The 12,560-nt window shown below is 60.6% G+C and carries 11 protein-coding genes; 7 read left to right on the forward strand and 4 right to left on the reverse strand.

Annotated elements, in window-relative coordinates; translation table 11 throughout:
* The first annotated feature begins 1 nt into the window (after position 1).
* The 6 genes from ACKPCU_RS18245 to ACKPCU_RS18270 all read left to right on the forward strand — a co-directional run bounded on the left by ACKPCU_RS18245 (position 2) and on the right by ACKPCU_RS18270 (position 8,807).
* The gene (locus ACKPCU_RS18245) at positions 2-679 is read left to right on the forward strand and encodes a TIGR00153 family protein (RefSeq protein WP_321348882.1); all 678 of its coding nucleotides are present in this window, start codon (positions 2-4) and stop codon (positions 677-679) included.
* Positions 680-770: 91 nt separating this feature from the next.
* A complete protein-coding gene (locus ACKPCU_RS18250) occupies positions 771-2,030 on the forward strand; it encodes an inorganic phosphate transporter (RefSeq protein WP_321348884.1) in 1,260 nt (419 codons plus the stop codon).
* A gap of 86 nt (positions 2,031-2,116) precedes the next feature.
* A complete protein-coding gene (gene argE / locus ACKPCU_RS18255) occupies positions 2,117-3,265 on the forward strand; it encodes an acetylornithine deacetylase (protein ID WP_104738818.1) in 1,149 nt (382 codons plus the stop codon).
* A 63-nt stretch (positions 3,266-3,328) separates the two neighbouring features.
* Entirely contained in the window at positions 3,329-4,612 is a 1,284-nt protein-coding gene (gene argA / locus ACKPCU_RS18260) for an amino-acid N-acetyltransferase (protein WP_321348887.1), read from the forward strand.
* A 448-nt stretch (positions 4,613-5,060) separates the two neighbouring features.
* Positions 5,061-6,899 carry a dihydroxy-acid dehydratase gene (gene ilvD / locus ACKPCU_RS18265; protein ID WP_321348889.1) on the forward strand — a complete coding sequence of 613 codons (1,839 nt, stop codon included), beginning with the start codon at positions 5,061-5,063 and terminating at the stop codon, positions 6,897-6,899.
* Positions 6,900-7,130: 231 nt separating this feature from the next.
* Entirely contained in the window at positions 7,131-8,807 is a 1,677-nt protein-coding gene (locus ACKPCU_RS18270) for a putative bifunctional diguanylate cyclase/phosphodiesterase (RefSeq protein ID WP_321348891.1), read from the forward strand.
* 3 nt (positions 8,808-8,810) lie between these two features.
* Here the strand turns inward: ACKPCU_RS18270 and ACKPCU_RS18275 are convergent, their stop codons facing one another.
* Genes ACKPCU_RS18275 through ACKPCU_RS18290 form a run of 4 tightly spaced genes read right to left on the reverse strand, consistent with a single transcriptional unit; the run spans position 8,811 to position 11,697 of the window.
* Positions 8,811-9,323: a dihydrofolate reductase gene (locus ACKPCU_RS18275; protein WP_321348893.1), complete on the reverse strand. Its 513-nt coding sequence runs from the start codon at positions 9,321-9,323 to the stop codon at positions 8,811-8,813.
* A complete protein-coding gene (locus ACKPCU_RS18280; RefSeq protein WP_321348895.1) occupies positions 9,320-10,114 on the reverse strand; it encodes a thymidylate synthase in 795 nt (264 codons plus the stop codon). Before ACKPCU_RS18280 ends, ACKPCU_RS18275 begins: the two co-directional genes overlap by 4 nt.
* Positions 10,111-10,905 carry a prolipoprotein diacylglyceryl transferase gene (gene lgt / locus ACKPCU_RS18285; RefSeq protein WP_104738811.1) on the reverse strand — a complete coding sequence of 265 codons (795 nt, stop codon included), beginning with the start codon at positions 10,903-10,905 and terminating at the stop codon, positions 10,111-10,113. The genes ACKPCU_RS18280 and lgt overlap by 4 nt, the downstream gene beginning before the upstream one ends.
* A gap of 9 nt (positions 10,906-10,914) precedes the next feature.
* Positions 10,915-11,697, reverse strand: a complete 783-nt coding sequence (locus ACKPCU_RS18290; RefSeq protein WP_104738810.1) for a sulfite exporter TauE/SafE family protein — start codon at positions 11,695-11,697, stop codon at positions 10,915-10,917.
* 104 nt (positions 11,698-11,801) lie between these two features.
* On the opposite strand from ACKPCU_RS18290, the gene ACKPCU_RS18295 reads away from it, so the two are divergent.
* Positions 11,802-12,557 carry an NRDE family protein gene (locus ACKPCU_RS18295; RefSeq protein ID WP_321348898.1) on the forward strand — a complete coding sequence of 252 codons (756 nt, stop codon included), beginning with the start codon at positions 11,802-11,804 and terminating at the stop codon, positions 12,555-12,557.
* The last annotated feature ends 3 nt before the right edge of the window (positions 12,558-12,560 follow it).

Genomic DNA, 12,560 nt, shown 5'->3' on the forward strand with positions numbered 1-12,560 from the left:
CATGCCAAACAATCCGTTCCTCACACTGTTCGGTAGATCACCGATCGGCCCCATGCAGCAGCACATTGCCAAGGCGCACGAATGCACCAGTCAGTTGCTGCCTTTTATCGACGCACTGCAGGCCGAGGACTGGACCGAAGCAGAGCGCCTGCAGCAGCAGGTTGCTCAGCTTGAACGCGAAGCTGACAAGCTGAAGAAAGACGTCCGCGTTCACTTGCCCAAAAGCCTATTCCTGCCGGTGCCGCGCTCTGACCTGCTGGAGCTGCTCAGTGTACAGGACAAAGTTGCCAACCGCGCCAAGGATATCGCGGGCCTGATGCTTGGCCGCCGCATGGTTATCCCACCCACCCTGTTCCCCGCCTTCCGCGAATTTGTGCAGCGTTCAATCGACGCCGCGGCGCAAGCACTGAAGGCTATGAACGAGCTAGATGAGCTGCTTGAAACCGGCTTCGCTGGCCGCGAGGTCACGCTGGTCGAACGCCTGATCGAAGAGCTGGACCGCATCGAACACGATACCGACAACATGCAGATTGGCCTGCGCTCCGAGCTGTTCAAGCTGGAGAAGGACTGGCCGCCGGTCGATGTGATGTTCCTGTACCAGATCATTGAATGGATTGGTGATGTCGCCGACCGTGCACAGCGCGTCGGCAACCGCCTGGAACTGCTGATGGCTCGCTAGGAAGCGACCGAACGGCCAACAGCACCATGACGGACTTTCCGCCGACGCAGAAAGCCGCCAGCCCATGCACACGTTTTAGAGTATTAGAGATATGACCCTGATTGCAGAGTACGGCACCATCCTGCTGATTCTTGCCTGCCTATTCGGCTTTTTCATGGCCTGGGGTGTCGGCGCCAACGATGTTGCCAATGCCATGGGCACCTCGGTCGGCTCCCGCGCCCTGACCATCAAGCAAGCGATCATCATCGCCATCGTTTTCGAGTTTCTTGGTGCCTATCTGGCCGGCGGCTCAGTCACCCAGACCATTCGTAGCGGCATCATCGACGCCGACGCAATCAGCCCTGACCAGATGGTGTTTGGCATGCTGGCGTCGCTGCTCGCCGCCGGCACCTGGCTGCTGGTTGCCTCGATCAAGGGCTGGCCGGTCTCAACCACCCACTCGATCATTGGTGCCGTCATTGGTTTCGGCGCCGTTGGCGTCTCGATGGAAGCCGTGCATTGGGAAGGCGTCACCCCGATCGTCGCCAGCTGGATCATCTCACCACTGCTGTCCGGCATCGTTGCCTTCATGATTTTCATCAGCGTTCATCGCCTGATCCTCGACACTGAAGACCCGTTTGCCAACGCCAAACGCTACGTCCCGTTCTACATGTTCGCGGTCGGCTTCGTGGTAACCATTCTGACCCTGACCAAGGGGCTAAAGCATATCGGGTTGAACCTCAACGGCTGGGAAAGCCTCGGTCTGTCGCTGATCGCAGGCATTCTGGTGGCCAGCCTCGGCGTTACCCTGCTGAGCCGCATCAAGGCTGACCCGAAAGCCGACAAGACCTTTCACTTCGCCAGCGTTGAGAAGGTGTTTGCGGTGCTAATGATCTTCACCGCCTGCGCCATGGCCTTTGCCCACGGCTCTAACGACGTCGCCAACGCGATCGGCCCGCTGGCTGCCATCGTCGGTGTGCTGCACTCGGGCGGCGAAGTGGCGAGCAAATCGCTGGTCCCAGGCTGGGTGCTGCTGCTGGGTGCCATTGGTATCGTGGTCGGCCTGGCCACCTATGGTTATCGCGTGATTGCCACTATCGGCAAACACATCACCGAGCTAACGCCGAGCCGCGGCTTTGCCGCCGAACTGGCCACTGCGACCACAGTGGTCGGCGCCTCCAGCATCGGCCTGCCAATCTCCACCACCCACACTCTGGTCGGCGCGGTACTCGGGGTTGGTCTGGCACGTGGCATCGGAGCCCTGAACCTGCGCGTCATCGGTACCATCTTCAGCTCCTGGGTCGTCACCCTGCCGGCAGGCGCCATCCTTTCGATCATCTATTTCTTTATTCTCTCCGGGATTTTCAGCTGACTATCGGCCACTGGCGGCGTAAGCTGAAAAAACACGTGCGTCGGGGGTTCTGACAGGCAGAGCGCCCGCCTCAATCGGAGTTGCCAATGCCCCTGCCGCCACTGAAGGATCAGTTCGACGCCCTGCTGAGGCTCCCTTCTATCAGCTGCACCCAGCCAAACCTGGACCAGAGCAACCTACCTGTGGTGGAGCTACTGGCCAGTTGGCTGAGCGACCTCGGCTTTGATTGCCGAATCCTCCCGATTGCCGACCAGCCCGGCAAGGCCAACCTGATCGCCAGTTTCGGCAGCGGCCCCGGTGGCCTGGTCATGGCAGGCCATACCGATACAGTGCCCTGCAACCCGGAGCGCTGGCAGCACGATCCCTTCGCGCTGACTGAAGCGGACAACCGCTGGTATGGTCTCGGCAGCTGTGACATGAAGGGCTTCTTCCCGCTAGTCATCGAGGCCGTGCGCAACTATCTTGACCAGCCGTTCAAACAGCCTCTGATCGTTCTGGCTACTGCTGACGAAGAAAGCTCCATGAGCGGCGCGCGGGCACTGGTCGCGGCCGACTTGACCCAGGCCCGTCATGCCATCATCGGCGAACCCACCGGCATGCGACCGATCAGGCTGCACAAGGGCATCATGATGGAGCGCATTGATATCATCGGTCAGGCCGGACACTCGTCCGATCCAAGCCTGGGTCACAATGCCATGGAGGCGATGCACGCGGTAATCGGCGACCTGCTGCAGCTTCGCGGAGACTGGCAAAAACGCTGGAGCAATCCGCTGTTCGGCGTACCGACACCGACACTGAATCTCGGCTGCATCCACGGCGGCGACAATCCGAACCGGATCTGCGCCAAGTGTGCGCTGGAGTTCGACATCCGCCCACTGCCCGGCATGAACAGCGACGAACTGCGCGCCGCCATCCGTGAACGATTGCGGCCCATCGCCGCCGAACACCAGGTGCAGATCGATTACCAGCCACTGTTCCCGGGCGTCCCCGCGTTCGAGACCCCAGCCGACTCACCGATTGTGCGCGCCTGCGAAGAGCTGACAGGGCAAAGCGCTGCGGCCGTTGCCTTTGCCACCGAGGGGCCATACCTCAACCAGCTCGGGATGCAGACACTGATTCTGGGGCCTGGCGATATCGATCAGGCGCACCAGCCAGACGAATTTCTCGCTCTGGACCGACTGCAACCAACCATCGACGTCCTGCAGGGGCTGATTCGACGTTTCTGTCTGCAGTAATACGGCGGCTTGAAGCCCCGACCGCAACCCCCTTTAATAACTCTTTTTTCTGGAACACCGCGCATGCTCGACTACGTCAACTGGTTCCGCCACTCGACGCCATACATCAACCAGCACCGGGATTGCACCTTCGTACTGATGCTGCCTGGCGAGGCCATGGTCAACGCCAACTTCAATAACATCATCCATGACATCATGCTGCTCAGCAGCCTGGGGGTACGTCTGGTGCTGGTCCACGGCTCACGCCCGCAGATCGAGGAACGGCTTGCCAGTCGAGGCATACATTCGCAGTACCACAACGACCTACGGGTAACCGATATCGACACCCTCGGCTGCGTGATCGACGCCGTTGGCAGTCTGCGCATTGCGATTGAAGCCCGTCTGTGTGCCCAACAATCGGGGACCCGGTTACGGGTTGTCAGTGGCAACCTGGTTACCGCCAAACCCATTGGCGTCGTAGACGGCGTCGACTTTCACCACACCGGCGAGGTACGCAGGGTTGATCGTAAGGCCATCACCCGCCACCTGGATGAGCAAGACATCGTGCTGCTCTCCAGCCTCGGCTACTCACCGACCGGCGAAGCCTTCAATCTTGCCTGCGAGGATGTTGCCACCAGCGTGGCCGTCGCTCTGGGTGCAGACAAACTGATCCTGTTTGGCGAAGACACTGGCATCCGCGACGAACACGGAGAGCTGTTGCGCGAGCTCAAACCTACCCGCGCCGCACCGCTGCTGGCAAAGCTCGGCAACAGCCAGCCAGGCACCCTGCTGCAGGCGGCCTGCAAGGCCTGCAACGCAGGCCTGCGGCGCAGCCATATTGTCAGTTTTGCCGAAGACGGCGCACTGCTGACCGAGCTGTTTACCCGTGACGGCGGTGGCACGCTGGTCAGCCAGGAAGCATTCGAGCAAATTCGGGGCGCCGGCATCGACGACGTCGGCGGACTGCTGGAACTGCTGCGTCCGCTGGAAGAGGCCGGCATTCTGGTACGCCGCTCACGGGAGGTGCTGGAAACCGAAATCAGCCAGTTCACGCTGATCGAGCGCGACGGCCGCATCATCGGCTGCGCCGCGCTCTACCCGCTGGAAGGCTCCAGCGCAGCGGAGCTGGCCTGCGTCGCTATCGACCCGGCCTATCGCCAGGGTGGCCGCGGCGACCAGCTGTTGCAGCACATTGAGTCCCAGGCTCGCAGTCTGAAAATCGACACCCTGTTCGTCCTCACCACTCGCACTGCCCACTGGTTCCGCGAACGCGGTTTCGAACCCAGCAGTGTCGAACGGTTGCCGGCCAAGCGGGCAGAGCTGTACAACTTCCAGCGCAACTCGAAGGTGTTTGAGAAAAAGCTCTGACCCACTTGGCGACCGGAGTTCGAGAAGGTTCGTGCCTGCCGACACCCGTCCGGGTGCCGGCAGGTAACGCTAGACTTCTGGCGTCCAGTAATCACAACGATGCAGGTCGCGGAACACCGAACGAGACAGCGGCCGCACCGCTGGCATCCCTAACAACACTAGGCCGCCTGCACACTGGCATTACAGGCAAAGCCGCCATCGGTACCCACCGCCGTCATCAAAGCCGCGTAAGCATTATTGAAGCCGATCACCTTGTGAGTAAATCTTCGTCTATTACCGCGTCATGACCTGCAACAGGCGGCAACGACGCGCACCAATATCAATACAACATCGCGCTCAAATCCTCTGTAACTAACCCAGACTACCGGTCTGCGGCGGTGACACGGCTGCATGCCGCCCAATGAATTGGTATGCTTGCGCAACTGCACTACACCACGAGACTTCCGTCATGCCTGATTACCGCTCGAAAACGTCCACCTTCGGCCGCAACATGGCCGGCGCACGCGCCCTGTGGCGCGCTACCGGCATGAAGGACGAAGACTTCAAGAAGCCGATCATCGCCATCGCCAACTCCTTCACCCAGTTCGTGCCGGGCCACGTTCACCTGAAGGACCTGGGCCAACTGGTCGCCCGCGAAATCGAGAAGGCCGGCGGCGTAGCCAAGGAATTCAATACCATCGCGGTGGACGACGGCATCGCCATGGGCCACGACGGCATGCTCTATTCACTGCCCAGTCGCGAAATCATTGCCGACTCGGTTGAATACATGGTCAACGCCCACTGCGCCGACGCCATCGTCTGTATCTCCAACTGCGACAAGATCACCCCCGGCATGCTGATGGCGGCCCTGCGCCTGAATATCCCGGTAGTGTTTGTTTCCGGCGGCCCGATGGAAGCCGGCAAGACCAAACTGGCCAGCCACGGCCTCGATCTGGTCGATGCCATGGTGGTTGCCGCCGACGACAGCTGCTCAGACGAGAAGGTTGAGGAATACGAGCGCAGCGCCTGCCCAACCTGCGGCAGCTGCTCCGGCATGTTCACCGCCAACTCGATGAACTGCCTGACTGAGGCGCTGGGCCTGTCGCTGCCGGGCAACGGCTCGACGCTGGCAACCCACAGCGACCGCGAGCAGCTGTTCCTGCGTGCTGGCCGTCTGGCTGTCGAGCTGTGCCAGCGCTACTACGCCGAAGGCGACGAATCTGTTCTGCCGCGCAATGTCGCCAACTTCAAGGCGTTCGAAAACGCCATGACGCTGGACATCGCCATGGGCGGCTCGACCAACACCATCCTGCACCTGTTGGCTGCGGCCCAGGAAGCGGAGATCGACTTCGATTTGCGCGACATTGACCGCCTCTCCCGCAAGGTGCCGCAGCTGTGCAAAGTCGCGCCGAATATCCAGAAATACCATATGGAAGACGTGCACCGCGCCGGTGGCATCTTCTCCATTCTTGGCGAACTGGCTCGCGGCGGCCTGCTGCATACCGATGTCAGCACCGTCCACAGCCGCAGCATGGCTGATGCTATCGCTCAGTGGGACATCACCCAGACCAGCGATGAAGCAGTCCGCACCTTCTTCCGGGCTGGCCCGGCGGGCATCCCGACCCAGACCGCGTTCAGCCAGAGCACGCGCTGGGACACGCTGGATTATGACCGCGCTGAAGGCTGTATCCGCAGCGTTGAGCACGCCTACTCGCAGGAAGGCGGCCTCGCCGTGCTGTACGGCAACATCGCACTTGATGGCTGCGTGGTGAAGACCGCCGGGGTCGACGAATCCATCCATGTATTCGAGGGCAACGCCAAGATCTTTGAAAGTCAGGACACTGCCGTCAAAGGCATTCTGAACGACGAGGTCAAGGCTGGTGACATCGTGATCATTCGTTACGAAGGTCCGAAAGGTGGCCCGGGCATGCAGGAAATGCTCTACCCGACCAGCTACCTGAAGTCCAAGGGCTTGGGTAAGGACTGTGCGCTATTGACCGACGGTCGCTTCTCTGGCGGCACTAGTGGTCTGTCCATCGGCCACGCCTCACCGGAAGCGGCCGCCGGCGGTGCTATCGGCCTTGTGCAGGATGGCGACAAGGTACTGATCGACATCCCCAACCGCAGCATCAACCTGCTGGTCTCGGACGAAGAGCTGGCAAGCCGCCGCGCCGCGCAGGACGCCAAAGGCTGGAAGCCTGCCGCACCTCGCCCCCGTAAAGTCAGCACGGCGCTGAAGGCCTACGCACTGCTAGCGACCAGCGCCGACAAGGGCGGTGTACGCAACAAAGCGCTGCTCGACGGTTGACATCTCCCGAAGCGCGCGGGCCAAAACCCGCGCCAACTTCCCGCCATACCAAACAAAGACTAACAATTAAAGACGACATCCCGGCATAGAAGGCATTTAGCCATACCGCCCGTCGGAGATTTTGCGCTGTTTGCCACTCTTGGATGGGCTCCCAAAGCGTGACGGCGTTAACATACGGGTTATATAAAACCGTGCACGGACGAATAACGCCAGCTGACTGGGCCCGCACTCATGGAACGCGCAGCACGCAAAATATTGTTGGTTGAAACCAACGCGGCAAAGCGCGAGCAACTGCTCGAACTCTGTCGTGCGCCTTTGGCCGGCCCACTCGATGTCGATATCTGCACCAGTCTTCGTGATACCGCTACCCGTCTTGGTTCAAAAAGCTATGACGCCTGCCTGCTACCTAATGAGCCAGACCTGTTGCAGGACGCCCGCCGCGCCAGCGCCAACACGTTGCTGCTGCTGATCAGTGACGACGACAGTGCCGAGCGCGATGGTACCGCCATCGACAACGGCGCAGACGATATCCTGCCACGCGACACACTTAATCCGGACATTCTCAAGCGCGCTCTGATCAACGCAGAGCGCCGGCGTAGCAGCGGAGAAAAACTGCAGCAGATGGCACGGCAGGACCCGCTGACCGGGCTGGGCAACCGCGCCCTGCTCGAGGCAGAGCTGGACCGTATGATCCTGCGCGGCCAACGGAGCCCTACCGGCTTCGCCCTGCTCTATATCGACCTGGACTACTTCAAGCAGATCAATGACAGCTTCGGCCACGGCCTGGGAGACCTGTTACTGGCGGTGATTGCCAACCGCCTGCGCCGCACCATGCGCCAGGACGACCTGATTACCCGGATCGGTGGTGACGAATTCGTTGCCCTGCTCAATGACCTGCACGATCCAAACGATGCCGCCCTGATTGCCAGCAAAATCATTCATGCCCTGAGTGAGCCCATCACCCTCAGCGGCCACCACCTGCTGGTCTCCGCCAGCGTTGGCATTGCGACCTTTCCAGAGCACGGCGCCTCGGCCGCAGAGCTACTTCAGCACGCCGACCAAGCGCTCTATCGCGCCAAAGCGAACGGGCGTAACGGCTATGCCTTCTTTAATCCCCAGCACGACGCCGAAACACGACACAACCTCGATATCGAGCAGGGCCTGCGGCATGGCCTGCTGGAAGGGCAATTTCGACTGCACTATCAACCCATCGTCGACACCAATCACGGCGACACCGTTGCCTGGGAAGCGCTGCTGCGCTGGCAGCATCCGCAGCTCGGCCTGCTGACGCCGGACGCGTTCCTCAAGCTGGCAGAACACAGCGGTCTGATCCTGCCTATGGGTCATTGGGTCATTGATCAAGCCCTGCGGGCAGTAAAACAGTGGCTTGATGCCGGCATTCAGTGTCGCCTGTCGATCAACCTGAGCGACCGTGAGCTCAAGCAACCACGCTTCGTCGATCAGTTGCGCCAGTTGCTGCTGCGCAGCAAGGTTCCGCCGCATATGATCCAGCTTGAGCTACGCGAAGACGCGTTGCTCAAACATGCCAGCCAGGCGACAGCACTGTGCAATGCACTGCATGAGCTGGGCGTGGAAATCTGGCTGGACCATTTTGGCTCGGAATACGGCGCGCTCGGCTACCTGAGCCGCCTGCCGATCAAAGGCGTGAAAGTGGACTGCCGGTCGCTGAATGAAACCGGGGTCCCGGAACAGGATGCCTACCTGCAAAATCTGATTACCCTGTCCCGCGGCATGGACAAGCAGGTGGCCGTCAATTACGTCGAGGACGCCCGCACGGCGGAGCGACTCACTGGCTGGGGCGGTAACCTGCTGCAAGGCTACTGGATCGGCATGCCCCGACCACTGGAAGAGCTGATCGGGCAGTTGGAGAACACCTCCCTGAACTGACCCTTAAGGGCGACGTTCAAGCACCTGATAGACGTGCGCCGGATATCCTTCGCCCGCAGCAACCTGGCGCTCGCTGACCAGAACCCAGTCGGCATCATCAAACTCCGGAAACCAGGCATCGCCCTCGGGCGTGGCATCGATGCGCGTCAGATACAGACGATCTGCCCCCTGCATACACTGGCGATACAGGGTCTCGCCGCCAATCACCATCACCTCGTCCACACCAACAGTAGTCGCCTGCTGACGGGCAAAACCCAGCGCAGCTTCAATAGAACCAAACACTTCGGCCCCAGTCAGCTGCAGACCCGCCTGACGACTGACAACAATATTGGTGCGCCCCGGTAACGGTCGACCGAGCGACTCAAAGGTCTTGCGCCCCATGATGATCGGTTTGCCCAGCGTGGTCGCCTTGAAATAGCGCAGGTCCTCAGGCAAATGCCAGGGCATGCCGTTATCAAGACCGATCACCCGGTTGCGCGCCATTGCCGCGATCAGCGCGACCTTGATGTCACTCATACGGCCACCGGCGCCTTGATGTGCGGATGAGCCTGATAGCCCACCAGCTCGAAGTCTTCGAAGCGGAAGGCGAACAGATCAGTCACCTCGGGGTTGAGCTTCATGGTCGGCAACGGCAGAGGCTCACGGCTCAGCTGCAGGTCGGTCTGTTCGATATGGTTGGCATACAAGTGGCAGTCGCCGCCAGTCCAGATGAACTCGCCCGGCTGCAGGTCACAGACCTGCGCCACCATCAACGTCAGCAGCGCATAACTGGCAATGTTAAATGGCACACCGAGGAAGATATCGGCCGAACGCTGATAGAGCTGACAGCTCAGCTTGCCGTCGGCAACGTAAAACTGGAACAGCGCATGACAGGGCGGCAGCGCCATCTGATCCACCAGCGCCGGATTCCATGCCGAGACAATCAGCCGACGCGAATCCGGATTGCTCTTGATCATAGCAATCAGCTTGCTGATCTGATCGATGGACTCGCCATTCGGTGCCGGCCAGCTGCGCCACTGGTAGCCGTAAACCGGCCCCAGGTCGCCGTTCTCGTCCGCCCACTCGTCCCAAATCGAGACGCCGTTTTCCTTGAGGTAGCGAATATTGGTATCGCCCTGCAGGAACCACAGCAATTCGTGGACGATCGATTTGAGATGGCACTTCTTGGTCGTGACCAGCGGAAACCCTTCGGTCAGATCAAAACGCATCTGGTGGCCGAACACGCTGTAGGTGCCTGTGCCGGTACGATCACTCTTGAAGGTGCCGTTCTCGCGCACATGGCGCATCAGGTCAAGATACTGTTTCATGCGGTGCGCCCCTCACGCCGGTAGGCCAGCCCCATCAGCAGGGCGCCCAGTAGAATCATGGGAATACAGAGTAGCTGACCCATGGTCAGCCAACCGAAAGCCAGGTAGCCCAGCTGCTGGTCCGGCACGCGGACAAATTCAACGGCGAAGCGGAAGCAGCCATAACAGATGGCAAACAGGCCGCTGACCGCCATGGTCGGCCGCGGCTTGCGCGAATAGAACCAGAGAATGGTAAAAAGCGCGACACCTTCGAGCGCAAACTGATACAGCTGCGACGGATGACGCGCCAGTTGGTCCGGATCGGTCGGAAAGATCATGGCCCAGGGCAGATCGGTCGGTTTGCCCCACAGCTCGGCATTGATGAAGTTGCCAATACGGCCCGCCCCCAGTCCAATCGGCACCAGCGGCGCGACAAAATCAACCAATTCGAAGAAGCGCTTGTTGTGCTTGCGGGAAAACCACAGCAGGGCAATCAGCACGCCGAGCAGTCCACCGTGGAAGGACATGCCACCCTTCCAGATCTCCAGTATCAGCAGCGGGTCGCGAATGTAAGCGGCCAGATCGTAGAACAGCACATAACCCAGCCGGCCACCGGCGATCACCCCGAGCGCGACCCAAAACACCAGATCCGACAGGGTTTCCTTGCTCCAGGTCGGATCAAAAGCAGCCAGGCGTCGACGTGCGAGCCACCAGGCGCCGCCGATACCAATCAGGTACATCAAACCGTACCAGTGAATCTTCAGCGGACCGATAGCCAGCGCTACCGGGTCAATCTGCGGGTAGGTCAACATGCGAGATCCCTAGACTAGAAAGTTGATTCCAACACAAAGCAGCAGCAGGGCAAACAGGCGTTTGAGCAGGTCCTGCGACAACCGGTGCGCCAGTCGCGCACCGAAGCCCGCAAACAGCATGCTGGTCGCGGCAATACCGATCAGCGCCGGCAAATACACATATCCCAGACTCCAGGAAGGCAGTCCGGTTTCATCCCAGCCGGTAAAAATGAACGACGCAGCGCCTGCCAGCGCAATTGGCAGACCACAGGCTGACGAGGTCGCCACCGCCTGCTGCATCGGCACACTGCGCCAGACCAAAAACGGCACCGTCAGCGACCCACCACCGATACCAAAGATCGCGGATGCCCAGCCAATGACACCACCAGCAACACCCAGCGCCGGTTTGCCCGGCTCCGCCAACGATGCTTTGGGCTGCAGCTTGAAGGCCATCTGAATCGCAACCAGAATGGCAAAGACACCAATGATCTTCTGCAGCATGGGGCCGCTGATCTGCGCTGCAGTCAGCGCGCCCAGCACGGTCCCGAGCACAATGCCGACCGTCAGCCAGACAAACAGATGCCAGCGCACGGCTCCCTTGGCGTGATGTGCGCGAATCGCATTGATCGAGGTAAAGACGATAGTCGCCAGTGAGGTGCCGACTGCCATATGGGTCAGCACATCGGGCGCAAAGCCCTGCAGGGCGAAGCTGTAGACCAGCACCGGCACGATGATCATGCCGCCGCCAACGCCGAACAGGCCAGCCAGCGTACCGGCAAAACCGCCCAGCACCAGATAGATCACGAACTCCACAACACCCCCCGAAAGCGGATCGCCGCAAATCGGTTAGTCTATCGCGGATCGCGCCACTCCGACACACAGGTTACACTGCTGCCATCTTCCCGAGGAGCAGCTTGATGTGTCTGATCGCCTTTGCCTGGCAGCAATCCCCGCAGCAACCCCTGCTGCTGATCGGTAACCGCGACGAATTCCATCACCGCCCCACTCGGGCGCTGACAGACTGGCACGCAGAGGGGCATCCCGACCTGCTGGCAGGCAAGGATCTGGAAGCCGGCGGCACCTGGCTCGGGGTTACCCGCGACGGTCGCTTCGCGGCCGTCACCAACATCCGCTCACCGGGCGCCGCCAAAGCGCCAAGGTCACGCGGCCAGCTACCATTGGATTACCTGCTGGGCAACCTCTCACCAGCCGCGTTTTTACACGAGCTGCACAGCACGCTGGACCAGTACTCGGGCTTCAACCTCCTGGTTGGTGACCGCGAACAACTGTGGTTCCTCAATAGCCAGCAGGGTCAGCCGCGCCAACTCGAGCCCGGTATCTACGGCCTTTCCAATGCTGACCTGGACAGCCCATGGCCGAAAACGCAATGCCTGCGCAACGATCTGGCCCAGAACCTGAAGGCAGATGACCAAACCCTATTTTCACTGCTGGCCAATGACCAGCTCTACGCCGATGAGCAACTGCCCAGCACCGGTATCAGCCTTGAGTGGGAGCGAATGCTGTCGGCGGCCTTCATCGTCGGCATCCCGGAGTACGGTACTCGCGCCAGCAGCGTACTGCGGCTGCAGGCAGACGGCGTTATCCGGCTGACGGAGCGCCGTTTTGGACCACTCGGGGAAGCACAGGGAGAAACCAGCAGGGAATGGCGCTGACAA

The organism is Halopseudomonas oceani (assembly GCF_963677335.1).
Lineage (GTDB): Bacteria > Pseudomonadota > Gammaproteobacteria > Pseudomonadales > Pseudomonadaceae > Halopseudomonas > Halopseudomonas oceani.